We start from the raw sequence: 25,275 nt of genomic DNA, 5'->3' as shown, positions 1-25,275 counted from the left end.
CCTCTATTTTCCAAAGGCATGTTCCGTTGTCTCCAAGATCGTCTGCACCAGGCTGTCCGGCTCGATCGGCTTGGTCAGATGGCTGTTCATGCCCGCTGCGCGGCATCCCTCTTTACTCTCTTCGGAGGACTGCGCCGTCATCGGGATGATCGGGACTTGTTTTGCTTCCGGAAGCTCCATGGCGCGGATCTGCCGCGCTGCCTCAAGACCGCCCATCACAGGCATCATCAGATCCATTAAAATCACATCAAATTTCTGCGGATTCGCCGCATACTTTTCGACCGCCTCGCGGCCGTTCCATGCCTCTTCCACCGTCGCACCGTGATCGGTCAGGTAAAACTCGGCGATTTCCATGTTGATCTCATTATCCTCGACAAGCAGAACGTGGAAGTGGACAAGCTCTTTTCCTGCGATCCGTGTCTTTACTTCCTGAATCCGCTGTCCCTCGCAGTCAATGTAAAACGGAAGCCGGAATACATACGTCGTTCCGACGCCCTGCTGGCTCGTTACCTCGATCGTGCCCTGCATTTTTTCGATCAGTTCTTTGACGATCGACATGCCAAGGCCCGTTCCCTTGTACTGCGTTCTCGCACCGGACTTCTCCTGTGTGAACGGATGGAACAGCTCTTTTTCGATAAATTCGCTGCTCATTCCGATACCGCTGTCCATGATGCGGAACTCGTAGACGACCCGGGTTCCGTCGCAGGAGACTTCGCCCGCATACGTATCGATCATTCCGCCTGGCTTGTTGTACTTGATTGCATTGCTGAAGAGATTCAGCATAATCTGCCGCAGGCGCAGCGGACTGCCGATCAGTCTCGTGTGCGTCAGCTCACCGCGGTGCGTACGGTGGGTAATGCCCATCTCCGTAATCTGCGCATTGACAAGGGATGCCACATCATCCATCAGATGCGTCAGGTCAAAAGAAGCGCTCTCGATCGTCTCTTTTCCGGACTCCAGCTTATTCATATCGAGCACATCGTTGACGAGTGCCAGCAGATGGCTTGCGGAAAGATTGATTTTATCGAGGCAGTCGTCCACTTTTGCCTCATCCTGCCGGTTTTTGCGGATGATATCCAGCATGCCCATAATGCCATTGATCGGCGTGCGCACATCGTGGCTCATGCGGTTCATAAATTCTGTTTTTGCACGACTTGCACTGTCTGCAGCTCTAAAGGCATCCTGAAGCTGTATCTTCTCCCTCTCTTCCCGGCTGTGGAACTCTGACGTATCACGGAAAAGGATCATGCCGTGTACCACAACGCTCTCCCGCTTTGTCTTTCGGTCGTAGACGGTATCCTGTGACATAAGAACCGTCTTCTGCAGCCATATTCTTCTGCCGGACTCATCTGTTTCCTGATACTCCACGACTACCTGCTTATCTCCGTTTTCAAAGCGCTGCAGCAGTTTCTTCGAGGAATCCACAATGCGGTATGATTCCAATGTCTCCTCCGCGACAAACGCACTGCATTCCCCGCAGTATTTCTCGTAGGAACACGGCAGATCTATATTGAGGTCAAATTTCTTCTGCCCGCTGTGGTAAAAAATCTGCTCCAGCGAATCATTCGTCAGATCAACGGCGAACACGGCCTCGGCCGTCTCGAGAAGTGCCTCGGCGTAGTGGCTGTTTTCAATGATCGACTGTTTCATCTGTTCATAGTATTGGTCGAGCTGTTCTTTTTCATTCCGAGCAGCTTCCCCATTGGAGCGGAACCGCTCAAAGCCCATCAGAAAATGGTGCAGTCCGCCATCCTCGGCCGCGTCGTAGAACAGAATGGTGACTTTTCCCCGGCAGAGCGCTTCCCCTTCGCTGCCCTCCTGATACTCGTACAGAATTTCTACGCTCTCTTCTCCCTTCTGATAGCACTCCTTCAGATGGGTAAGATCCAGCATTCTACGCATTTCCTTTCTCTTTTCCTCATCCGTGATGCCCTGCACAATATGCTCGGCCGCACCGGTATAGCTGCCGTCCTCGGCAAGGAAAAAGCCCGAAACGGCACGCAGAATCCGGTACTGGTCCTGTCTTGCATTGCAGTAAATACAGTTGGAAAAATGGTATCCCTTTTTCTTTACGACGTCCAGCGCTTCCAGGCTGATCTTCCGCTCTGCGGCGGCTTCTTCCATCTTCGCGCGGTTTTTGTCGATATACATGTTCTGGTCCGCATGGCGGAACAGTTCCCGGATATCACAGTCTTCAAATTCCGTGGACAGTGCATAGCCTCCGGCGTAGCTGATCGGCATCTCCGGGTGCTGGCGGGAATATTCTGCCGTCTGCGTGCGGATGTGATTCATGCACGCTTCCACTTCTTCGCGGTTCAGTCCGCGCAGAATGGCAAGAAACTCATCTCCGCCGTTTCTTCCGACGAAATACTCCTCCGGGACTGCTTTTCGAAGCTGAACGGCAAAGGAACGGATATATTCGTCTCCCTTGTCGTGACCCAGACTGTTGTTGATCGTGCGCAGATTGTTGAGGTCAAACACGCAGACCGCATACACGCCGGAAATTTCTTCTCCTCCGTCGCTTTCCTCCAGAATCTCTTCGCATTTATTTTTATTTGGCAGGCCCGTCGCCTCATCGAGATAGACTTTCTTCTGCAGAATACGGTTCATCGCCGCATAGCGGACGGCCTTGATCAGCTCCATGCCGATGACAAACACCAGACCGATGATATCTCCTACTACCACCTGCTCCAGCTTCTTCAGCGAAGACGCCATTCTCTGCGAATACGCTTCCGCAAGGCCCGTCGCCTCGTCACAGATTTTGAAAAAGGTCTCACTCTTTTCGATAATCGCGGTATTCTCATATCCTTTTTCACGCACCAGCAGAATCTCTGCCTTCAGCTCTTCAAAATACGATGCCAGCTCCGTCATCTTATCCTGAAAATCCCGGTCATCCAGGCGCACCAGATCCAGCTCGCTGCTTCCGTTCTGCAGACCGTCGATATAAGCGTTGATGTCTGCAATCATCGTATCCTGCGGTTCTCCCGCATCCTCCAGCTTGATAATCCGCTGCGTTTTTCCGCGCACCAGACCGGCATAGTTGACAACGCGGGCCGTTCCCTGTATTTTCTCGACCATCGACATAATGCAGAAAAACAGAATAATCAGAATGATCGTCAAAACCGTCATTGCGGTTTTGGAAATAAAAGATGTTTTTTTCTTACTTTTCTTTTTCTTCATCGCTCTCCATCAGATCCTGTGTCATTTTTTGTCATATAGATCATATTATAAGCGCAATCCTCTCTTCGCGCAACCGCAAACCGGGCGCAGAAAAAATTTCAAAATTTTATCTGCTGTCTGACACAAAAAAAACGGACACCGGAGAGGATGTGCTTCCTGTCCAGTGCCCGATTTTTTCTTATTTTGCTTTTTCTGCCGTCCAGATTTTACCGTCGCGGATGACAACCTGTTTTTCTTTCATCAGATGGCCGACCGCACGCTTAAATGCTGCTTTGCTGAGGCCGAATTCTCTCTGAATCACTTCCGGTGATGCTTTGTCATCAAATGGAAGGACACCTGCAAATTCCTCGATCACAGAAAGAACGCTCTCTGCATCGATTGCGATCTGCTCGTACGCTTTTCCGCGTGCGGACAGGGAGAGTTTTCCGTCCTCTTTGACTTCTGTAACGCGGCACTCAAGTTCCTGGCCGACATGATAGTCTGCCTGTGCTTCTCTCTTTGGAATCAGGCCGGAGTAGCGGTCATCAACAGCAACGAAAACGCCGAAGTTTCCGCTGATCTCGTAGATTCTTCCCTTTACGATATCGCCTACGACGTACGGAGAATTGGTTTTCAGGAAATGGTAAACCTTCATCGTTGCGCAGAGACGGTCGCTCTTGTCGATGTAGAGGGAAACCAGAACCTCATCACCTGGATGGAGGCGGCGGGTCTGCTGTTTAAACGGAAGAAACAGATCTTTTTCCAGACCCCAGTCCAGAAATGCTCCGATCTTTCCGGTAGCAGCTACGTTTAAGACAGCCAGCTCTCCAAGCACCAGCTTCGGCTCTCTGGTTGTCGCAATCAGACGGTCGCTGGAATCGCGGTACAGAAATACTTCCAGCTCATCTCCCTCTTTTGTTCCTTCCGGCACCTGTTTGATCGGCAGAAGAACACGTTCCTTCTCGCCTGCTTCCCGGGTCTCCCCAAGATAAATACCGAATTCTACTTTCTTTACTACTACCAGCTTTTGCTTTCTTCCTATATTTAACATTTGACTTCCTTTCTTACTGCTCGCCGAGAGCCTTCATGCTCATCTCCTCGAGCAGGTCGCTCTTGATGTGGTACAGCTTGTCAGACAGATCCACATAAACCTCATGCGGATTGACCAGACGTTTTGACTCCTCCCAGAGGGTATCTTTCTCTCTGGTGCAGATGTCGCGGATCTCCATGACGGATGGAGAAGTGTAGACGCATGCGCCCTTCTGGAAAATCGGAACGAGGAGCTCGCGTAAGGTGTAGGTTCCGCCTTTGATCTTCGTCTTTTTCCAGGTCTCGATCGGGTCGAAGATGATCATATCTTTGCTCTCGTCGAAGGTCTCGTCTGCGAGGCAGATCAGGTCGGCACGGATCTTTCCGGTTTCTTTATCATAAATACGATAAATCGTCTTATTGCCCGGGTTTGTTACTTTCTCGGAGTTCTCGGACAGCTTGATCTTCGGTGTGAATTCTGCGTCATCTTTATCTTTTGCTGCTGCCAGCTTGTAAACGCCGCCGAATGCCGGCCAGTCACCGGATGTGATCAGGTTGGTGCCGACGCCCCAGGAATTGATCTTCGCACCCTGGGTTTTCAGGCTGTCGATCAGGTACTCATCGAGGTCACTGGATGCGGAAATGATGGCATCACCGAAACCTTCTGCCTCGAGCATCTGATATGCTTTTTTCGACAGGTAAGCCAGGTCACCGCTGTCGATGCGGATGCCGTAGCCCTTCATCGGTAAGCCCTCTGCTCTCATCTCTTTGAAGACGCGGATCGCATTCGGAACACCGGATTCGAGAACATCGTAGGTGTCTACGAGAAGAATGCATGCTTCCGGATACATTTTCGCATACGTTTTGAATGCGGTGTACTCATCCGGGAAGCTCATGATCCAGCTGTGTGCGTGGGTTCCCTTGACTGGAACGTCAAACATCTGTCCGGTCAGGACATTGGAGGTTCCGATGCAGCCGCCGATCATGGCAGCACGCGCGCCGTAGATACCGGCATCCGGTCCCTGTGCACGGCGGAGTCCAAACTCCATGATGCCGTCGCCCTTTGCCGCGTAAACAACGCGGGATGCTTTCGTCGCGATCAGGCTCTGATGGTTGATCATGTTCAGAATCGCGGTCTCTACAAGCTGTGCCTCCATGATCGGAGCGACAACTTTTAAGAGCGGTTCTCTTGGAAATACGACGGTTCCTTCCGGGATCGCATAGATATCTCCGGTGAAATGGAAGCCTCTTAAATACTCCAGGAAATCATCGTTGAAAATATGGAGGGAACGGAGATAGTCGATGTCATCCGGTGAAAAGTGAAGATCGCGGACATACTCGATTACCTGCTCAAGTCCTGCACATACGGCGTATGCGCCGCCGCATGGATTCTTTCTGTAAAATGCATCAAATACCACGATCTGATCGGACGGGTTCTCGTAGTAGCCCTGCATCATGGTAAGTTCATATAAATCGGTTAACAGTGTAAGGTTCTGCGCTCTCATGGCAAATTCCCCTTTCCTCATTGTGTTTATTACGTTCGTATCTTATTCTTTCCGATTGTACCACAATCATTGAAATTCCACAACTACGTATGGCTGTCCTTTTTCATCGTTCAGCGAGATAAAACAGCCGTTTTCCGTCTCGGCGCGCAGCGGATGCAGGACATCGCCGAGGTGCGCCTGCTGTTTGTATTCGGCGCGCATCCGGCGCACGGTGAAGTTCTTCGGAAGGCATTCACCGGCAAGGGAAATGAACTGTGCGTTATTGACGTGGTGGTTCGTATCGAGGTTGTGCGGCTGCACCGGGAACGGTTCGCCGATGAAATCTGCTTCCGGCATTTTCACTTTGCGCTCGCCGAAATCCTCGTCGATCGGATCGTCAATGCCATAGGCGTCTGTCGTCTCTTTCGGTGCGCGGACGGGATGACCCGTTTCCATATTGACGTAAGACCAGATGGAGTTGGCACAGGCGAGCATTTCGCCGTCTTCTGTTTCCATCGTGAAGTTACGCATGCCAAGAAATCCTTTGAAGCCGCTCGCCCATGTAGTGATTTTTACCGCTTCACCAAGGGATGGATAGCGGCGCACATGAATCTGCCACGCGGACAGCACCCAGGCGCAGCCTCGTTTTTTGAGCTCCGCAACGCCCTCGCCGATCGCTTCCGACTGGAAGGTACTGCAGTCCTGAAAGTAATTGATCAGCCCCGGCAGGGTGAGATTTCCGTCCTCACCGATTTCGCTGTAGCGGATTCTGCTCGTAAAGGAATACTTCATCGTTTCGTTCCTCCTGCTGTATTTGTTTTTGAGCATCGAAAAAGGCCTCAGGTACGAGACCTGAGACCTTTTAATGAGCTGGGCTACCTGGATTCGAACCAGGAACTGACGGAGTCAGAGTCCGTTGCCTTACCGTTTGGCGATAGCCCATTGCCTTGCGACAAAATGTATAATACACTATCGCAAGTGAAAAGTCAACACCTTTTTTGAAATTTTTTTATTTTTTTCAAAAAACTGACTTTTGGAACATTTTGGAAGGGATTTGACGGCTCAACCCGGCCGTTGTCACTCTCCCGCCACGTATTTTTTGTCGATGTTGACGACGCATTCATACTTCTCATCCATTTCCTTCATCAGCGCCCCGATCTGCCCGATCACGCGATCACAGTCTTTCTTCTTATAAGAATACGGGATTTCAAGATCAAAAATCAGCTTCTTTTTCTCCGCCCCGTTGATCATACGGAAATCGTGGAAGGAAAGCTCCGGATCGAGAATGGAAATTACGTTTCTTACCTTCTCCTTTGTCGCAAGAACCGTCGCATCGTGGATCTCCACCGGATCCATGTGGATGACCAGCAGAATCCCCAATTTTTTGCCGACCTCATGTTCAATGCGGTCGATAATATCATGCGATACCTCGATATCGACATCTCGCGGCACCTCCGCATGGATCGATGCCATACTTCTGCCAGGCCCGTAGTTGTGGACAATCAGATCATGGGTTCCTACAATTCCTTCATAGGAAGCAACCTCTTTCATGATCCGTGCATACAGATCCGGATCCGCGCCCTGCCCGATCAGCGGTTCCAATGTATCTTTTGCAATGGAAATACCGGACCACATAACGAGTACCGCCACAACAAGTCCTGCGATTGCGTCGATATTAACCGAAAGGAAATGGCAGATCAATATAGAAGCGATCGTTGCGCTCGTCGTGATCACGTCGCCCATGGAATCCGCCGACGTTGCCAGCATCACCTTCGACTGAATGCGGTTTCCCAGTTTTCGGTTGAAAAGCGCCATCCACAGCTTTACACCAACCGAGAGCACCAGAATCAAAAACGGAACCATCTGAAATGTGATCTCTTCCGGATTGCGAATTTTCTCCAGGGAGCTCTTTAAAAACGTAAAGCCGACTTCAATAACCAGAAACGAAACGATCAGCGCTGCAATATACTCGATCCGTCCATGCCCGAACGGATGCTCTTTGTCGGCCGGTTTGTTTGCCATCTTGACACCAACAAAGCTGATGACCGAAGATGCCGCATCGGAAAGGTTATTGAACGCATCCGCCATGATCGCCAGAGAATGCATCCCAACACCGATCAGCAGCTTGGCGGCAAACAGCAATACATTGCAGCAGATTCCTACCATACTGGATAAAATACCATATCTCGTCCGCACATCCGCATTGTCAGTGTTCTCATACTCTTTTACAAAACATCTTACCAGAAAATCTGTCATGGGTTCCCCTTCTTTCCACAATACATTCAGAAACATTAGCTTAGATAAAAAGGGCCTCACGCATCGCCGCGAAGCCCTTATGTTTTTTCTGTCTTTTTCTATAGTAGGCAGTGTTGAAAAAAAAGTCAAGCCTAACATATTTTCGGAGATTCTATCGACAGAGAGAAAAAGCAACGCAGACTGCTTCTTTTCAGCAATTCTGCGCCGCTTTTTCTCTGTTTTTTCAGATTTTATCTCTTTTCAGGCAGATTTGACAATCGAATGAGAGTTTTTCTTTTTCCTGCCTGAAATAGCGTTACCGCCCACCGGTACCCAGCGAGCCGTAACGGAATAGCTACTATTTTACTTTATAAATTTTCGCCATATCCTGCACATACAGCGGATAGAACCGATAGCCCGCAAAATCGCTCCGAAGTGCAACCTCACATGCCATATCCTCGATATACAGGTTTGCCGCATCGTCACAGAGCAGTGTTTCCATTTTTTTGTAAATCTCAACCTGCTCCTCTTCATCCGTGCTGGTCTTAACCTGCTGATACAGTTTATCATACTCTTCGTTGCTGTAGTTGATAAAGTTCTTGGATGATGTTGAGGTAAACCGTTCCAGCAACGCGCGTCCGGTCAGATATGCCGCATCAACGCCGACAACCGTGGACTGGAACTTCCGGTCTGCATATACATCCGACAGCCAGCTGTCCCACTCGACCTGCTGAATTTTGGCAGTAACACCGATCGCTTTAAGCTGCTCTACCAGAACCTGGGCTGTATCGATATGCTGCTGATAATTGTTCGGCACTGTAATCGTAAGCTCAAATCCATCTGGGTATCCGGCTTCTTTTAACAGTTCTTTTGCCTTCTCAATATCCTGATTATATCGCTCTGACAGTTCCGGCACATAATATTTTCCAAATGCCGGGAACATGCTGCTTCCGATGATCGTTCCTTTTCCGTCCGCAATCATATCCAGCACTTCCTGGCGGTTTGCCGCATAGCACAGCGCCTGGCGCACCTTCACATTGTTGAGCGGTTCCACGGCATTGTTCAGATACAGCGCCTGTACCAGGTTCATACCGCCGTCATAAATCGTAAAATCGGAATCTTCGGCAAGCTGCGCTGTCTGTGTGGAACTGAGACGTGCATACATGTCCAGTGTACCGGATTTCAGGTTTGTTACGACTGCATTGCTGTCCTTGACAATTCGAAATGTTACCTTGTCCAGATACGCCTGATTTTCCGTATCCCAGTAATCGCTGAATTTTTCAAGGACAATGTTTTCCTGCGGGGACCGTGATACATAGTGGAACGGGCCTGTTCCGACCGGATCTGCTTCCAGATCTTCCACATGCTCAGGTACAATCGCTACCGTCAGATAGGCAAGAAACTCGGTGTCTGCCTCTTTTAAATAGATGTCGATCGTGCTCTCGTCCGGAATTTCAACCTTGTCCACATTGGAAAATGCCTCTACCAGAGGCGTTCCGTCTCCGTTGATACCCGCACAGCGTTCGATTGAATATTTTACATCCTCTGCAGTGACGGTCGTTCCATCGTGGAATTTGACACCATTCCGGAGCTTGAAGGTATAAACCTTTCCATCCTCCGAGATCGAATGACTCTCTGCCACCGCATCGTTCAGATTTCCTTCTTCATCGGGCTTTACAAGGCCCTCATAAATATTGAATAGGATTTCTTTCGTTCCTGCCGCAACAGATTTGTGTGGGTCAAGACTATCCTCAATGTCCTGAGGAATTCCTACCGTGATGGAACCTCCCATAACAGGTTCCCCTGTCGGGGTTGATTCCGTTGATACCTGAGAACTTGTGGTATCGGAAGAATCTGCTTTCCCATCCTTGCCATCCTGGCATCCGCCAAGTACAACAGTAAGAGCTGCAACTAAAAGCAGCGCAAGTACGCTTCTTCTTTTCTTCATGATTTCTCCTTTTGATACGAGTTCTCTCATTTTGTAATTGTCACGCCTATTGTATCCGACCTGTTCCCAAATAGCAAGTACATTATTGTATACAATTTATTTTCCGAATCCGAAAATCACGTATATCCGCCCGCGTATTCCGGATTCTTTCCCTCGGGATGTACCAGAAAAGATAAAAATTTTGCCGCCCGGGAATTTTAACATTCCCGGGCGGCAAACGCTTTTGCTTTTTTTCTTTTATCCTTCAATGGAGATTGTCTTTTTCTGCTCCACAGCCGGTTTTGCTTCCTTCTTCGGTACAAAGAGTTTCAGCAGACCGTGTTTAAATTCAGCCTTGATATCCTCTTCGGTAATATCCTCACCTACATAGAAGCTTCTGCTGCATGCACCTGCGTAACGCTCTTTACGGATGTAGCGGCCGCTCTCTTTTTCTTTCTCGTCTTTGTCAAGACCTTTCTCTGCACTGATGGTCAGATAACCATTTTCCAGTGTGGCCTGAACTTCATCTTTTGTGAAGCCCGGAAGGTCAACCACTACCTCGTAGCCATTATCCAGCTCGCGAATATCTGTTTTCATCACATGGCTGGCTTTGCGGCCATACAGTTTCTTTTCTGTATTCTTCATCTCTTTGTCATAATCATAGAACGGAAAATCGTTGAAAAAGTCATCAAATAAATTTTCTCCAAAAATACTAGGCATTAACATAAGTCATCGCTCCTTCTTATTCTTCTCATGGAACCTGATCCATGCTTTTTCTCCGGTTTTTCTTTTCACCGGATCTTTTTGTTTACCTGTTTCTTTGGAACGGAAAGGCTTCCGGATACCGGAGGTTTTCTTCTTTTCCTCTCTTTGTATCCCTCTTCCTTTGTTCTAGCTGTAATATAACACTTATTATTAGCACTGTCAAGAGGCGAGTGCTAATTTTTTGTGAAGAATTTGTGAACGCTACGAGCCATGCAAAATGGTGAAAAAAGACGCCCTGCTAGTTTACTTGCAAAGGCGTCTTTTTTTGCTATTTTATAGGGCGACAGCCCTACAGCGAGGGAATTCTTTCCCGAGCTGTGCATGGCGTAACATTCTCTTTCGCACTCGATTTTCTTGGTTTGACCACATTTTTACGACAAATTCTTGGAAAAATATATTTGTCTGATTTTCTTACTACTCCTCATCTCTTTTATTATTAGATTTCAGGCATACTTGCTAATTTCTTCTATTCAGCCTTCCCCTCTGGGAAAATAATTTTAAACACAAAGAAAAAAATCACCATGGAAACTCCACCTGTAATAATTGTCACAAGCATGTTATAGACTGCCGGTGCCACATATGCAGATGCAACCGGCATCCACAGATTATTAAATCCATTACAAATCAGTGAGATTACCACCCATGCAACAAAATACCAGATTGCCTGATATACAGGATTTCCATGGCTTTTAAAAGTAATATTTCTCTGCAGTGGAAAATTAATACACTGTGCAAGAAATGACCCCAATTCATAACTGATAAAATAGCCAAGTCCACCACCGATCAGTATATTCCCCGTTGCATCACGCAATACATTATACCCCAGCAAACTCCATGTAAATTTTACTCCAAACAGATTCATGGAAACCTTTGGCCACATAAATTCTGTACCAGCCAGACCAATTCCCAAAATCCCTGGTAAAAATGTAAATACAAGATACTGGAATACTGTCACGCCCATACTGAATATAACAAAATAGAATATCTGATAAAGCCATTTTGCAATAGCAGAATGTTTCTCTTCAAAACATTTCCATATATTTTTTATATGATTCATCTGCACTTCCCTCCGGCTCCTTTTAATAATTTTTCATATTTCTTATTATTTCTTCTGTTTCTGAAATATCCGCCAACTACTTTTTTTACTCCAAGCATAAAGTGACCATTCACAGCATCGACAATTCCATATACCATTTCCATACTGACTGCCCCGCCGGTCATCTTGGCAATCCCCCGGAACGGCATATTGTAAATAAAAAGAATATTCAGATCTGGCTTTCCCTGTGCCTCACTCTTCTTTTTCATTTTTGTGAGACATCTATATATCAGTCTTGCAAGTCGGCTTTTTGCATAATACATCTGACAAATTGCATCATTGATTTCCAGATTTCCACTCCATCTTCTGTTCGGTATCTCATGGCCAAGAAGTTCACGAAATTCCTCATCTGATATTTTCTGCACGATTCCTGTATAATAGTAAGGCATTTTTGCCGGATTATACGGATACCCTTTACTATTTCCTGTTCTCTCGGTCATACCTGTTAAACGAATATCTGCAACACTGGCTCCTACCATAATCTGATAAGTTCCTGTTTCTATTTCCCACTGTCTCGTTTTTATATTCCAATAACGGAATGTCTTATCATCAAAGGGAATCCTGAGCTGTCTGCTTTCTCCTGCCTTTAGATAAACTTTTGCAAAACCTTTCAGTTCTTTTTCCGGTCGGAACACGATTGCATTAGGAAGTCCTACATACATCTGAACAACCTCAGCTCCATCTCTGTCACCTGTATTGGTAACCGAAACTTTGATTCCATCCTCTTCTATGATAAGATCAGAATATGTAAATTCCGTATAGGAAAGTCCAAAACCAAATGGAAACTGCACCCGTACTTTTGAAGTATCATAATAGCGATATCCTACATAAACACTCTCGCGGTATTCCGATGTTTTCTCATTACTTGGATAATATCGAAATGCCGGTGTCTGTTCATAAGATATGGGATATGTTTCTGCCAGTCTTCCTGATGGGTTCACCTTTCCGGTCAGAATATCCAATGTTGCAGAAGCGCCTGCCTGTCCATTCAGATAGCCATGCAAAATCGCTTTGCAGCAGGTGTGCCATGGCATTTCTATCGCAGATCCTGCACTCAGTACTCCAATAATATTTTCATTCACTTTACTGATATCCTGCAGAAGATCTATCTGATTCTGCGGAATACGCATATGGGTTCTGTCCAGTCCTTCTGATTCACTGATCTCATCAAGACCAAAGCAGAAAATTACAATATCCGCATTCATAGACAAATTTAATGCAAACTTTCTATCATTCTCATCTACATCTCCATTTCTATGATAGCCTCTTGTCATTCCCAGAATATTCAAATCATATTGTTGCAAAATCGATGACATATCTTCTACTTTTGTTGGATTGACCATAGAAGATCCTGCCCCCTGATATCTAGGTGAAAAAGCAAAATCTCCAATAACAGCGATGGATTTTTTGGTATCCAGCGGAAGAATCTGTTTTTCATTTTTTAGAAGAATCATGCTTTCTGCTGCTGCTTTCCTTGCCAGTTGATGATGTGCGTTTCTGTCAAAGTTTTTATCTGAAAGCTTCTTCCCTGATGTCAGTTCCATCACTGCATCCACCAGTTCTCCAACTCTTTCATCCAAATCCGCTTCCTTCAGCTTTCCATTTCGGACAGCTTCAATCACTTCTCTTGCAGAATCGTACCCACAGGACGGCATCTCCAGATTTGATCCGGCAGCAACACCTTTCACATGGTCATTGCTTCCGCCCCAGTCTGTTACTACAATTCCATCAAATCCCCAGTCTTTGCGCAGGATATCTGTCAAAAGATGTTTGTCCTCATTAGCATAAATCCCATTAATCTGGTTGTAACTGCTCATGATTGCTTTTGCGTGTCCTTCTTTAACAGCTATCTCAAAACCGGTCAGATATATTTCTCTTAATGTCCGTTCGTCAACAACTGCGTCCATTGCCATTCTCCGAAGTTCCTGACTGTTAACCGCCAGATGCTTCGGGCAGGCATAAACGCCTTTACTCTGTATTCCACGAATATATGATGCTGCCATCTTCCCGGAAAGATATGGATCTTCTGAAAAATATTCAAAATTTCTTCCACATAATGGGCTTCTTTTAATATTCAATCCCGGACCAAGCAGGATATTTACATCCATACTTGCTGCTTCCTCTCCAAGAGCCTGTCCAATCTCTTCCCCCAGATCCTGATTCCAGCTGTTTGCTATCGTCGCTGCTGTGGGAAAACAGGTTGCATTCAAGGATGCATTCAGTCCCAGATGATCTCCTGCTCCCGCCTGTTTTCTGATTCCATGCGGTCCATCTGAAAGAAAGATGGACGGGATGGAAAGCCTGTCAATTTCTCTGGTCTGCCAGACAGTTTTTCCACTGAGTATCGCTGCTTTTTCTTCTATTGTCATCTTTTCAACCAATTTTTGCTGCTTCATAACTGTTTTCCATCCCTCTTTCATCCTTATTCAGCATTCTTTCTTTTCTTATATCCTCTGATTACCAATACTTCCATTCCTGCTATGAAAAGTGCTATTACTACGTCGATACCAATTCCTGCTTTTTTCCAGTTTTCCATACCTATTTCTTTGTGTTTTCCATCATAAGCCCAGCTGCTTACAACTGTATACATGACATTTTTGCAGGCATTTCTCATCTGAAGTACAGATGTTGGATGCTCCGGATTAGCTACATTGTTCTCTTCTCCGTTGAATGTGGACAGCATTGCATCTACTCCATTTGCCAATGCTGCATCTGCATTCATAAATCCATGACCATTGTTTCGGAAGAAATCTGTAAGTGCCATTCCTCTGAATCCCCATTCATCTCTGAGAACTGTCTTCATAAGGTTGCTGCTTTCTCCAGTCCATTTATCTCCAAGGAAACTCCAGGAAACCATAACCGCATTTGCGCCACCCTGTTTCACAGAAATTTCAAATGGTTTCAGATAGATTTCCCTGATTGCCTGCTCGTTCGACCAGACACTTACCATTTTGGCGTTGCCTTCATACATAGCAAAATGCTTGATGTAAGAATAAACTCCATAGTTTCTTGCTCCTTCTACTGCTTTTGCTCCCATATTTCCTGAAAGAACTCCATCTTCTGAGAAATATTCATAGTTTCTTGCACCAAATGCAGTTCTATGAGTATTCATACCTGGTGCATACCAACCTTCTGCACCCATTTCCTGGCTGATCTTGCCCATGCATTCACCCCAGGCCTGTGCAAGTTCCTTATTCCATGTGGAAGCAACCACAACTTCAATTGGAAATCCAATAGAACCAACTCCTGTAAAGTTGTTATTAATTGCTGCTGGTCCATCGAAATCAAGTGTAGCCACTTTTCCCACAGAATCCATCGCAGCTGTCTGATAACCAGCCATTGCAATCATATTTGCCATTTCATCAACGGTAAGCTGATCCAGAAGTTTTTCCCAACGAGGATCGTCATAATCAGCATCACGCATATCAGCTAATGTAAGTCCATTATCTGCTCCCGTTGTCGGCATTACATCCTCATCATTGAGGTATGTAGTCTTATCAAAGTTGCTGTTCAGATGATATTCAGAAACATATGGCTCACCCAGTTCTGCAGATGCCGGCGCTTTTGTAGCCTCTTCATAATTTGCAAAATGCTCTGCTCGTGAAAGATATGTCACATCGCCTTTTGCATTTTCAAATACATTTGATGCTGCAATATCATCTGATGCTCTTTTATTTTCTCCCTTATATACTACATCATCACCTGCAGTATAAGTTTTCTGATCCAGCACAGTGTGTGAATCGCTGTTGATTGAAATCACATAATCCCCTTTTTCAAGAACATATGCTTTTGCATTATTCTCATCATAAGAAGCCATATCTTCTATACTGAATGTAACTGTAACAGTCTGAGTTTCTCCCGGCTGAAGCAGATCTGTTTTTGCAAACTCGATCAGATTTGCAGAAGATTTCTCGATTCCGCCATTTGTATATGGCGGTTTATAATACACTTCTACTACATCTTTTCCGGCAACATATCCTGTGTTGGTTACTTCTACATCTACAGAAATCTGTCCGTCTTTTTCCTCCAGTTCACCCATTTTCTGTTCAAATTCCGTATAACTCAACCCATATCCAAATGGATACTGTACAGTCTTATCGTAATCAATCGAACCTTCCTGTGCAGCTGTTTCATAATACTTGTATCCTACATAAATGCCTTCCGCATAATTCGTAAATGCCGGAGCATACACCTGAGCGGTTCCTGCGTTCATTCCTTCAACAGCCATATCTGCCAGATTTGTATACTCCGTTTTTTCTGCATTATTCCACCACGGAGCAGTCGTCATATCATAAATGAATGTATCCGGTGTTTTTCCGGAAGGATTGACTTCACCTGAAAATACTTTACCGAGTGCATTAAATCCCACATTTCCCGTTCCTGGGCACCATACAACAGATTTAATCTGAGGATATTCATCTACGAAACCAAGTTCAAACTGATTTGCTCCATTATAAATTACGATCACATTGTCAAAGTTTGAGCAAACCATATCCACCATATCTCTCTCAGTTTGTGAAAGCTGTAAATAATGTTCTCCCTCCGGGAAATCGTCATACTTATCTGAATTATTATCATATGCCGCTTTACTTACATCCATAGGAATATCATTATGACCTTCACCTGCTTTTCTGGAAAGAACCACAACTGCCACATCAGAATATTCTTTCGCGCTTTTAATAAGCTCATCACTGTAAGTATCTACAGGTGGCTCCGGTAATGTCCAGCTCTGTTTCTGGATAGACATTTCCGGATTATCTGCACCATAATTGTTATAAAAATTAACCAGTTCCTGGTTAATAGAAAATCCGGCATTTTCAAGTCCCTGATTCAGACTGACAATATCATACAGATCATTAATTCCACCGGAACCAGCTCCTCCGTAAGCCGGATTAATAGATTCCCATCCAAAAATATTCAGTTTTTTTGTTTCATTTAAAGGAAGCAGGCTTTCATTTTTCAGAAGAACAATTCCGTCTTCCATTATCTCTTCCGCTACTCCTGCAGCTTCTTCATTTGTTGCATCGCTTAAAGTTCCATTTCCCGTTGCAAGTCCAATCAACGTAGCCATTGGTTTAAAACAGATCATATTCACGCAGACAACAACTGCAAGAACCATTGCGATCGCAGCTTCCCCTCTTATCAGAAATCTTTTGTCCCTGGACATCCTGCGGCATGTGATCATAATTACGATTCCAATTACAAGTGCAGTAACAATACCGATAATATACGGTTTACATAATTGTAATACCGCCAGAACATCTTCCATTTCAACACTGATCATTCTCTTTTTTCCTCCTTTGACTCTCTCGTCTTTTTCAGGTGTCATTTCCTGTTAGCATTACTATAACATGGTTATTATTTCATGCCGTTTTTGGCACCAGATGCAGCAAAGATGGCACAAAATACTAAAAAAGGTCCACCGGACCTTTTTGTCGTATGCTTGGCAACAAAAATACCCAGAGCATCACAATACTCTGGGTAAAAGAATCTTTAGTTCAAACCAATTCTGCTGTACTCCAAATACTACAGAACCATCATATTTTTCTACAGCTGTACGAATACTCTTCAATCCAAAACCATGGTTTTTACTATCCTTTTTTGTTGTTGTAACCAGATCCTCTTCATTTTTGGAAATTTCTGCTTCACAATAATTCTCTATCTTGATAAACACAAATCCTTTTTGAGCGGATACTGTCAGATGGATCAGTCTTTTTTCCGGATCTGGAATCAAAATTACATGTTCAATCGCATTATCCAAAGCATTTCCAAATATAGAACATATATCTGTTACATGCATATAATCCAATAATTTTCCGTCTGCCACACAGGTAATCTGTATATGATTTTTTCGACAATGGAAAATCTTAGCTGCCAAAATCGTATCAAGTACCTGATTCCCCGTTCTGCTTATATTTTCAAAAGCAGCGATTTCCTTTTCCATGGAATCAATCCATTTTTTTCGTTTCTCTTCATCTGATTCCGCACGAAGTCCCGTTATCTGGTGTTTCAGATCATGGTATTTCATTTGTATAAGATCCAAGCTGTCCTGATAATTTCGGTATTGATCATACTGGCTTTTCAGCATCACATTCATTACTGAAAGTTCTTTCTCGGCAACATACTCACTGATTCTGCTCTGATAAGCATGCAGGATTGCAATTCCTCCAAAATCGATTAGTGTTCTGATAGAAAAAACATCTGCACGTTCTCTGCTCGCAAATGGTGCATTTTCATTTAAAAAACTCAGATTACTAAAAGCAAAGGTTGCAACAGCCATGATGGCCGCCGCTGCTACTTCCTTTACTGTCATCTGTTCAAGGTAATTCTGCTTCAGAAGATCTTTTTCTAAATAAATGTCAATCGTAAAGCAGCCTCCAAAAACAACCATCGTAATCAGAATTTCAACCCAGATTCTCTGATTTCCCCATGTCTGTACACCAGATACCATCTGCCACTGCAGCGAAGCTGTAAACTCAGCAAGAACAAATGCGCGGGCACAGCAATAAGCCGCTCCCAGAGGCTTCATATTTCCTCCGACCATAAGAAATCCATACATCATACCTGCAGCGATCATCATACAGGGAATCCACAAAATTTCAGTTACGCTGCCTGTTAAAGTCAGAAAGATACTCTGCATTGCCAGCATGAAAAGACTGCCTGCCAGAAAATGTACAGATTTCATGTTTTCTTTTTTTAGGATATAAAGATAAACCAAACATGATCCCCACTCTGCTATTGCCGTATAAATTCTCGGAATATCCTGATATAACATAGTATCCTCCATTTCACATGAAATCATTCCATATTGAGGTTTTGCAAAAGCAGATTCATGAATTCTTTTTTTCTGGTTCTGCTGACCGGTATATGCACATTATGGATCACGCAATCAGAACCAACAAATCCCTCTACATGATTCATATTTACCAGGTATCCCTTTGCACATCGAAAAAAATTATGTACCGCAAGTTTTTCTTCGAGTTCTTTCATCGTAATTCTTGAACAGTAATCTCCTCTCGAAGTATAATAAATTACATTATGTCTCTGCCCCTCAATATAATAGATATCTGCTATATCTATCTTCACAACTCCTTCCCCAATCGGAATCGTAAGGAATTCTTTAACCTCAGAGCGCATACGTCCAACTGCTTTATCCAGTTTCTGCGAAAAAGAAAAGTACTCAACTGGTTTTACCACATAATCCATTGCATCAACTTCATATCCACGTACTGCATATTGAATCATATTTGTAATAAACATAATAATTACTTTCTGATCCATCTGACGGATTTTTTCTGCTGCTGTCATACCGTCCATGAACCGCATCTGAATATCCATCAAAATAATGTCAAAACCGCCACTGTAATTCTCAGTGATATCTTCTCCATCACCAAATACCGTAACCTTTATTGATCTTCCCCTTTCCGTTTGATATTTCCGGATATACTCTGTTAATTGTTTTACGTAAATTTCTTCATCTTCCACAATTGCAATCTGTATCATCCTATACCCACCTAAATCTCCTTATTCTGTTAAATAGAAAGTAGAAATTCTGTTAAGTTTTCAATAGCATCTGGTTTTTCTGATAGTTCTTTCCCCATCAGTCCCTCTCCCATAATACCAGGATCCGCACTAAGAGATACAGCGACTCGACTTGAATTCCATACAGCTTCATACATCATTTCCTGATTCTCTTTTGTTACTTTATTGAGAACGTAATAAAATGGTTTTTGAATACTTTCCGATAATTCCCCGATTTTTTTGGAAAGCTGTAGGGATTCATAGGATGGATCTATGATTATCAATATCAAATCTACACCGTTATCAATTCCACGTCCAAAGTGTTCAATACCAGCCTCCATATCCATTAGCGCAAATTGGTCTTCTGTAAGCCTGAGATTTTGGATAAATTGAGTCATAACAGTTCCCATAGCACAAGAGCACCCTTCATTTGCCTGATGAATTTTTCCACTTGTCATCAGTTTTACACCGTCCTTCAGACTATAATAATCTTCCGGTATATCATCTATAGTCCAGGTTTCCTCAAAAAACTGATGAGTAAATTTTGATAACATCATATCATTTAAAACATTTTGCTTACCACCGAAATAGTCTGTAAAATCTCTGGGAAGCTTCATACCCAGCTGTCGGTGTAGACCATAATTAGATTCATCGGAATCAATTACCAAAATTTCTTTTCCTCGTCTGGCTAAAGCCTTAGCCAAAAGACTGGTTACTGTACTTTTTCCACATCCACCTTTTCCGCAAACTGCTATTTTCATCTCTATCTTTACTCCTTTTCTTTTTTCTAAATAATAAGCATTACATATGACCATACTTCAAACTGTCTTACTCCACTTCCTCCAGTTCTGTTCCTTCTGGAAGAATATATCCGCAGTTATCACATACTCCATCCTCTGCAAGTATCCCGTCTTTCACAAAGGCTTCAATACCTCCCGGTTCATGACAGCGTGGACAATCTAATTCCTGTATCTTTTTCTGATTTCTTACATCCTGGCAATTGGCAAATTCAATTTTACCCATAGTGATTCCTCCATTTTCATTCCATATCAATTTGTCTTCGCAAAAAAGTTCCTACCATACGGGAAAAATTGCTGATATTACGAATATAGGCAAAGTCTTTTCCATAGATTCTCTTTTCCACGGAGAGCTCTTCTTCATTCCCTACAAAAATACCAATTACGAAAATTCCCTGATTTCTGGCCCGACGTACCTCATATGCAGTATCTTTCACAGCTTTTTCTCCGTCATAGATCTTGGGCTGGCGGGTTCCTGGTCGTTGTATGCTCATATCACAGGGTTTTCCATCACTTAATACGATTAAAATCTTATTTTTTTCCGGTCGCTCCATGAGAGAGGAACCGACTGTTTTCAGTGCAAGCCCATCTCTGTTATTGGCATATGCACGAAATTGAAAGATTCTTTCATTTGTTTCCCTTGGATCTTCATAATCCCGAAATCTCTGAAGTACTGTATATCCCCAGAAAGCACAGTATCCTGTCACCCGATGAGGAATTCCTGCCTGGCTTAATGCTTCACTGATAATATATCCCTGCGCCGCTACCTGAGCCTGTCTGTCAGCCTGGGAACCACTGGAATCAATCAGGACGTCTATTACAAACTCAGAATCGTCAGATCTCTTTTTTCTATTAAATAACTTGTCATCGTCTGTTCTTCCAATTTTCCATAATCTCTCAGGAACAAGCTGTCCTGCATCAGATCTGCTGACAAAATCATCCTTTCGGATTATAAAGGCCCGTTTCAGTGACTCTGCCAACACAGAAATATTTCTTTTAATGATCCAGTGATTATTTCCATAATAGGCTTTATTTTTTTCAAACTGAAGCTGAGAAAAACGGTATTGATTATTTTTAATCACAGGGCTCTGTAATATTCCATCTGTAAGATACAGGTTACAGTTTTTATGGATTCCTGTACAAAATTTCCGGTTGACTCTGGCCTGCTCCGATTCACTTAGATACGATTTTCCGTAATTCAGTTCCACATATTCCCGTATCCGTCGCACTGCCTGTGGATTTATATTCTCCGAGCTTTCCGGAACTTCTTCATTTTCCGGAGAGAAATAAAATCTTTTTTTCTTTTTGTTTCTGATATCCAGACTCATCATCTTTTTTTTGAGATTAGAAAGATATTTTTGAATGATGTCTTCCATCTGTTCATCTGTCATGCATTCCTGCCACGCGTCATTGGTCAATGCCATATCCGGTAAATTCAGAATCTTCTCCAGATTTCCATTCTTTTTTTCAAAAGAGGGATCCAGAACATGATTATAAATCTCATCTATCACGTTTATGACATCTTCCGTATTTTCCGCATCCTTCAGAGAAAGAATCTTGTACAATGCAATCTCTGCCTGTGGATCCATTCCCTCATCGTCTGTGTTCTCCAGAACATGCCTTATATACAGAAGCCTAATCCTGTGAATCAGGTCTGTTCCAGCTTTGTCTGATACCTGTTCTTCCTCGGCCTTTTCCAATTCTCTGAACGCCTGTTCTCTGATTTCCTTTGTTCCCAAACGTTCTCGAATGATAAAACGATTCACTGCAGCATCCATGCATAATCCAGCAAGAGGCAAAAGCATATCTTCTCCAGCAGAAAAATGTATTTTTTTCATCAAATACATGCCAAGTTTCTTCTGATCAAAATATCGTGCAAAGGCACCCTGTTTCACTGCCTCATACAGAACCGTTTGTTTTGAATAAACATATTTTTCTGTGTCCGGTTCAAATTCCATATCATAATCACCACTGACTGTCCAAAAAAGATTTCTGATACGATTGCTGATCTCCAGACGATGTTCTTCCAGTTGTTTCGCCGGCCATCTGACATCCTCCATACAAGTTTACCCCCATATGTCTTTTCCGGTCCAGGAAGATGGGATTCTGGTAGAAACCACATCTTCTACGATCTCTTTTTCAAATACATCAAAACTTTTATTTATGATTCCCATCTGGATTGCATCAATTGGAGAAAGTCCGCTTCTTGTTGCTTTTACAGCAGAAACCAATCCTCTCAGGTCAAGAGATTTTGTTGAGATTTCTCCATGGTAAGCTTTGATCTGCAAATCCAGAAACAGTCCTGCAAAAGCTTTCAGTGCACTTTTTTTCCCATCTGGAAAATGTTGCCTTAATACAAAAAGGACACTATCCTCATCCATTTCAGGCATATCGATTACCATAAACCTTGAAACCAATGCTTCATTTAGCTCTCTGGTACCTGCGTAACCATAATTCATCGTGCCGATAAATCGTGTTGCCGGATGAAGTAAAATCCTGTTATATCCTGGAATATCGATTCTGCGCCGATGATCCAGTGTGGCATGCAGTACAGAAACCGCATCATTTTTTGCCATATTGATTTCGTCCAGGATTCCAAATCCTCCAAATTCCGCGCATTGGTAGATGGGGCCTTTCCGAAGGCGAACCTCATTATTTATAAAGGTATCCGTTCCAATCAGATCGGCACTGTCTGTATTTACATGAAAAGAAATGTCGTATTCCGGTCTTCCGAATATCCATGCCAGTGTCTCACATAGTACATTTTTCCCTGTAGCTTTCGCACCGGAAAGTAACAGGTTATCTCCCTGAAGAAGCGCTGCTATTGACATTTCCAGAATCTTTTTCCCATAAAACAGGATATCCGGTTTTTCTACCCGTTCCTTTACCTGATCCTCTACCTCATAACGCATGTGAAAATCTCTCAGTTCTCCAATTAGTTCCTGCGCTATCTTCTGGTCTTCTAAATATTTTTCTATTTCTGCCCAATGATTTCTCATGAAGATTTTCCTTTCTTTACAATTAGTTATGCCAAATCAGATAATATTTCTGTTTACTCAATCTTCAAACTTTCAATCCTCCAACTCACAATCCCAACTTCTTTACAATTTCTCCCAGTGCACTTCTTACAGGAGAATCTTTCGGAAGCTGTATGATCGGCTTTCCATCACAGTCATACTGATATACCTGGTCATCATGTGGCACAACCCCTAACAATTCCAGTCCCTGATTTCGAATTTCTTCCAGAGTTCCGGCATCCAGTTTTCCATCCGGAACACGATTCACGATTAATCCAGTTTTCTGTGGTTTAAAGTTTAACTCCTTCATCAGCTTTGCAATACGTCCGGCTGCCTGAACACCTCTTCTGGAACAGTCACTTACAAGAATGGCAACTTCCATCATTGGCAGGATTCCTCTGCTGATATGTTCCATACCCGCTTCGTTATCAACCACAATATATGGATAATGGCTTTGCAGTTTCTGAACCTGGGTCTGCACAAGACCATTTACAAAACAATAGCAGCCCTGTCCCTGGGTTCGTCCCATTACCATCAAATCATAATCGTCTTCTTCTGCAATCGCATCAGAAAGACGCATTTCCAGATATGCCTGTTTTGTCATACCGGAGGGAATCTGATATCGTGGGTCTATGCCTGCCCGCTCAATTTCTTCTCTCAGCTCCCCAAGTGTGACCTCCGGCTCAACACCGAGCACTTCGTTCAAATTTGCATTTGCATCTGCATCCACCGCCAGGACCGGACGTTTTCCGCTTTCACATAAATACTGGATCAACAATCCACAAAGAGTTGTTTTTCCTACGCCGCCTTTTCCTGATACTGCAATTACATGTCCCATGTTTTTCCTCCTAAAATTCTGAACAATCTGTTGACTTTTTCTTTAAACCTCATTATAGTTGTTACTATATAAATTACAATAATCAATCTGTGAGATTTGTATGGTTACTCAACACATCAGAAAAATTGTTGAGAAATTATATGATACTAACTAATACAGGAGTATATAATGTCAGAAAAAACGAGAAAACAAGATCGCCGTACCCGCTATACCAGGCAAACCATAAAAGATACGTTCTTAGAGTTGTTAAATCAGAAAAGTTTTACGAAAATTACAGTTACAGAGATCTGCAAAAATGCTGAAATCAACCGTGGCACTTTTTATCTTCATTACTACGATATCCATGATGTATTATCAGATATTTTTAATGATATGACTCAGGATATGTTAACAACGGTAGATCATTTATTCTGTCTAAATCAAAAAAGCTGTTCCTATCCGTTCTGTCAGAAAATACAGATGGAATCACAATACAGGGCACTGTTTCTGGATGATGCAATTGCCCCTATTCTTCTGGAAAAAATAGCAGAAAATACAAAAGAAGGCTATGTGACCTGGCTTATGTCACACAGCCTCCTGACCTTTGAACAGGCAGAATCGGTTTTTTATTTTCAAATGAATGGCTGCCTTTCCATCAACAGACTGATGCTCCGCAATCATTGTAATGACTGGAAACAAATTCAGACAGTAATCGACAAATTTATCAAAGCCGGGTTGGAAAGTTTTCTGATTCATGATCAGAGAGAAGAAAAGGCTTCCGATAATTTTTGCAGCAAAATTTCTCCAACTGTTACCGCATCTTCTACACTCAGATAATGATCGGCATGATCCTGAAGAAATATTTTGCCAGATGCAGGAAATTCTTCATCTGCAAACCATATCTTTAAAGTTACCGGATATCTTGGCAGAACTGGAAAAACAGCACACAGATCCGCCTTTGTTTCTGTGAATTCTGCACCCAGGTTTTTACATGCTTTCTGAATTTTCTCAGGATCTTTATCCTGCAAAAGCTTTTCCAGTTTCTGCTCTGCAGTCCGGTCAAACTTGGTTCCCCGTATCAATCCATCTTTCAGGTTACCAAAAGTAATGAGCTTCTGTGAGCCTTCTGTGCCATCGGCCATATCCAGATAATGCAGCAATGTCAGATAATGCCATTCGTCCACGTTTGAGTTAATACGAAACTCAGGGAGTTGAATTTCAATTGTTTCATAAAAACTCAGTACTTCAAGCACATTCCGGCTGCTATGAAAAACAGCCCCGCTTTTTGCAGCAATCTCCTCTCCGGAACGATTTTGCAGCCGTTTTACTGCTGCCTGCAACATTTCCTGAAATGCACGATTTTCTGTTTGATTTTTGTATTCCATAAGTTCTCCTTTGTGAACATTTATAGTATCTGTGTTGACTTTT

The 25,275-nt window shown here is 43.6% G+C and carries 19 protein-coding genes and 1 tRNA gene; 1 reads left to right on the top strand and 19 read right to left on the bottom strand.

Annotated features, from left to right (window positions below; translation table 11 throughout):
• Positions 1-3 precede the first annotated feature (3 nt).
• The 18 genes from DW642_RS09740 to DW642_RS09650 form a co-directional block, all read right to left on the bottom strand.
• The gene (locus DW642_RS09740) at positions 4-3,180 is read right to left on the bottom strand and encodes an ATP-binding protein (protein WP_117510058.1); all 3,177 of its coding nucleotides are present in this window, start codon (positions 3,178-3,180) and stop codon (positions 4-6) included.
• Positions 3,181-3,358: 178 nt separating this feature from the next.
• Positions 3,359-4,210: a CvfB family protein gene (locus DW642_RS09735; protein ID WP_022462037.1), complete on the bottom strand. Its 852-nt coding sequence runs from the start codon at positions 4,208-4,210 to the stop codon at positions 3,359-3,361.
• Positions 4,211-4,223: 13 nt separating this feature from the next.
• On the bottom strand, positions 4,224-5,693 hold the full coding sequence (locus tag DW642_RS09730) for a nicotinate phosphoribosyltransferase (protein WP_055218976.1): 1,470 nt from the start codon (positions 5,691-5,693) through the stop codon (positions 4,224-4,226).
• Positions 5,694-5,759: 66 nt separating this feature from the next.
• Positions 5,760-6,464 carry an acyl-[acyl-carrier-protein] thioesterase gene (locus DW642_RS09725; protein WP_117510057.1) on the bottom strand — a complete coding sequence of 235 codons (705 nt, stop codon included), beginning with the start codon at positions 6,462-6,464 and terminating at the stop codon, positions 5,760-5,762.
• Positions 6,465-6,542: 78 nt separating this feature from the next.
• A tRNA-Gln gene (locus DW642_RS09720) sits at positions 6,543-6,614 on the bottom strand.
• 135 nt (positions 6,615-6,749) lie between these two features.
• Positions 6,750-7,928, bottom strand: a complete 1,179-nt coding sequence (locus tag DW642_RS09715) for a cation diffusion facilitator family transporter (RefSeq protein ID WP_117510056.1) — start codon at positions 7,926-7,928, stop codon at positions 6,750-6,752.
• A gap of 337 nt (positions 7,929-8,265) precedes the next feature.
• Positions 8,266-9,855 (bottom strand): ABC transporter substrate-binding protein, encoded by a 1,590-nt coding sequence (locus DW642_RS09705; protein ID WP_117510054.1) that lies wholly within the window; start codon positions 9,853-9,855, stop codon positions 8,266-8,268.
• 237 nt (positions 9,856-10,092) lie between these two features.
• The gene (locus DW642_RS09700) at positions 10,093-10,560 is read right to left on the bottom strand and encodes an Hsp20/alpha crystallin family protein (protein ID WP_117510053.1); all 468 of its coding nucleotides are present in this window, start codon (positions 10,558-10,560) and stop codon (positions 10,093-10,095) included.
• A gap of 505 nt (positions 10,561-11,065) precedes the next feature.
• The gene (locus tag DW642_RS09695) at positions 11,066-11,656 is read right to left on the bottom strand and encodes a hypothetical protein (protein ID WP_005423172.1); all 591 of its coding nucleotides are present in this window, start codon (positions 11,654-11,656) and stop codon (positions 11,066-11,068) included.
• Positions 11,653-14,091 carry a glycoside hydrolase family 3 C-terminal domain-containing protein gene (locus tag DW642_RS09690; protein WP_242991165.1) on the bottom strand — a complete coding sequence of 813 codons (2,439 nt, stop codon included), beginning with the start codon at positions 14,089-14,091 and terminating at the stop codon, positions 11,653-11,655. Before DW642_RS09690 ends, DW642_RS09695 begins: the two co-directional genes overlap by 4 nt.
• Before the next feature lie 26 nt (positions 14,092-14,117).
• Positions 14,118-16,979, bottom strand: coding sequence for a glycoside hydrolase family 3 C-terminal domain-containing protein (locus tag DW642_RS09685; protein ID WP_117510051.1), 2,862 nt, complete (start codon positions 16,977-16,979; stop codon positions 14,118-14,120).
• A gap of 183 nt (positions 16,980-17,162) precedes the next feature.
• On the bottom strand, positions 17,163-18,470 hold the full coding sequence (locus tag DW642_RS09680; RefSeq protein ID WP_117510050.1) for an ATP-binding protein: 1,308 nt from the start codon (positions 18,468-18,470) through the stop codon (positions 17,163-17,165).
• A 23-nt stretch (positions 18,471-18,493) separates the two neighbouring features.
• Positions 18,494-19,198, bottom strand: coding sequence for a LytR/AlgR family response regulator transcription factor (locus tag DW642_RS09675; RefSeq protein WP_117510049.1), 705 nt, complete (start codon positions 19,196-19,198; stop codon positions 18,494-18,496).
• 29 nt (positions 19,199-19,227) lie between these two features.
• Positions 19,228-19,977, bottom strand: a complete 750-nt coding sequence (locus tag DW642_RS09670; protein ID WP_055226331.1) for an ATP-binding protein — start codon at positions 19,975-19,977, stop codon at positions 19,228-19,230.
• Positions 19,978-20,044: 67 nt separating this feature from the next.
• Positions 20,045-20,239, bottom strand: coding sequence for a hypothetical protein (locus DW642_RS09665; protein WP_015542178.1), 195 nt, complete (start codon positions 20,237-20,239; stop codon positions 20,045-20,047).
• 16 nt (positions 20,240-20,255) lie between these two features.
• On the bottom strand, positions 20,256-21,404 hold the full coding sequence (locus DW642_RS16250) for a cobaltochelatase CobT-related protein (protein WP_242991164.1): 1,149 nt from the start codon (positions 21,402-21,404) through the stop codon (positions 20,256-20,258).
• A gap of 675 nt (positions 21,405-22,079) precedes the next feature.
• Entirely contained in the window at positions 22,080-23,012 is a 933-nt protein-coding gene (locus DW642_RS09655) for an AAA family ATPase (protein ID WP_117510047.1), read from the bottom strand.
• Positions 23,013-23,097: 85 nt separating this feature from the next.
• On the bottom strand, positions 23,098-23,868 hold the full coding sequence (locus tag DW642_RS09650) for an ATP-binding protein (protein ID WP_055226248.1): 771 nt from the start codon (positions 23,866-23,868) through the stop codon (positions 23,098-23,100).
• Between the two features lie 168 nt (positions 23,869-24,036).
• On the opposite strand from DW642_RS09650, the gene DW642_RS09645 reads away from it, so the two are divergent.
• On the top strand, positions 24,037-24,684 hold the full coding sequence (locus DW642_RS09645; RefSeq protein ID WP_019162593.1) for a TetR/AcrR family transcriptional regulator: 648 nt from the start codon (positions 24,037-24,039) through the stop codon (positions 24,682-24,684).
• On the opposite strand, the gene DW642_RS09640 is transcribed toward DW642_RS09645, so the two are convergent.
• Entirely contained in the window at positions 24,606-25,232 is a 627-nt protein-coding gene (locus DW642_RS09640; protein WP_055226247.1) for a DUF3786 domain-containing protein, read from the bottom strand. The two genes, DW642_RS09645 and DW642_RS09640, sit on opposite strands and share 79 nt — an antisense overlap.
• Between the last annotated feature and the right edge of the window lie 43 nt (positions 25,233-25,275).

Source organism: Blautia sp. AM23-13AC (genome assembly GCF_003435675.1).
In the GTDB taxonomy this organism is placed as follows: Bacteria; Bacillota; Clostridia; order Lachnospirales; family Lachnospiraceae; genus Fusicatenibacter; species Fusicatenibacter saccharivorans.
Note: the sequence above shows the minus strand (reverse complement) of the source record. Positions and strands in the feature narration are given on the sequence as shown.

What these genes read in the sequence shown, in the direction of transcription:
- DW642_RS09740 (WP_117510058.1), bottom strand. Translation starts at nt 3,180, where the DNA reads ATGAAGAAAAAGAAAAGTAAGAAAAAAACATCTTTTATTTCCAAAACC.
- DW642_RS09735 (WP_022462037.1), bottom strand. Translation starts at nt 4,210, where the DNA reads ATGTTAAATATAGGAAGAAAGCAAAAGCTGGTAGTAGTAAAGAAAGTA.
- DW642_RS09730 (WP_055218976.1), bottom strand. Translation starts at nt 5,693, where the DNA reads ATGAGAGCGCAGAACCTTACACTGTTAACCGATTTATATGAACTTACC.
- DW642_RS09725 (WP_117510057.1), bottom strand. Translation starts at nt 6,464, where the DNA reads ATGAAGTATTCCTTTACGAGCAGAATCCGCTACAGCGAAATCGGTGAG.
- DW642_RS09715 (WP_117510056.1), bottom strand. Translation starts at nt 7,928, where the DNA reads ATGACAGATTTTCTGGTAAGATGTTTTGTAAAAGAGTATGAGAACACT.
- DW642_RS09705 (WP_117510054.1), bottom strand. Translation starts at nt 9,855, where the DNA reads ATGAAGAAAAGAAGAAGCGTACTTGCGCTGCTTTTAGTTGCAGCTCTT.
- DW642_RS09700 (WP_117510053.1), bottom strand. Translation starts at nt 10,560, where the DNA reads ATGTTAATGCCTAGTATTTTTGGAGAAAATTTATTTGATGACTTTTTC.
- DW642_RS09695 (WP_005423172.1), bottom strand. Translation starts at nt 11,656, where the DNA reads ATGAATCATATAAAAAATATATGGAAATGTTTTGAAGAGAAACATTCT.
- DW642_RS09690 (WP_242991165.1), bottom strand. Translation starts at nt 14,091, where the DNA reads ATGAAGCAGCAAAAATTGGTTGAAAAGATGACAATAGAAGAAAAAGCA.
- DW642_RS09685 (WP_117510051.1), bottom strand. Translation starts at nt 16,979, where the DNA reads ATGATCAGTGTTGAAATGGAAGATGTTCTGGCGGTATTACAATTATGT.
- DW642_RS09680 (WP_117510050.1), bottom strand. Translation starts at nt 18,470, where the DNA reads ATGTTATATCAGGATATTCCGAGAATTTATACGGCAATAGCAGAGTGG.
- DW642_RS09675 (WP_117510049.1), bottom strand. Translation starts at nt 19,198, where the DNA reads ATGATACAGATTGCAATTGTGGAAGATGAAGAAATTTACGTAAAACAA.
- DW642_RS09670 (WP_055226331.1), bottom strand. Translation starts at nt 19,977, where the DNA reads ATGAAAATAGCAGTTTGCGGAAAAGGTGGATGTGGAAAAAGTACAGTA.
- DW642_RS09665 (WP_015542178.1), bottom strand. Translation starts at nt 20,239, where the DNA reads ATGGGTAAAATTGAATTTGCCAATTGCCAGGATGTAAGAAATCAGAAA.
- DW642_RS16250 (WP_242991164.1), bottom strand. Translation starts at nt 21,404, where the DNA reads ATGACAGATGAACAGATGGAAGACATCATTCAAAAATATCTTTCTAAT.
- DW642_RS09655 (WP_117510047.1), bottom strand. Translation starts at nt 23,012, where the DNA reads ATGAGAAATCATTGGGCAGAAATAGAAAAATATTTAGAAGACCAGAAG.
- DW642_RS09650 (WP_055226248.1), bottom strand. Translation starts at nt 23,868, where the DNA reads ATGGGACATGTAATTGCAGTATCAGGAAAAGGCGGCGTAGGAAAAACA.
- DW642_RS09645 (WP_019162593.1), top strand. Translation starts at nt 24,037, where the DNA reads ATGTCAGAAAAAACGAGAAAACAAGATCGCCGTACCCGCTATACCAGG.
- DW642_RS09640 (WP_055226247.1), bottom strand. Translation starts at nt 25,232, where the DNA reads ATGGAATACAAAAATCAAACAGAAAATCGTGCATTTCAGGAAATGTTG.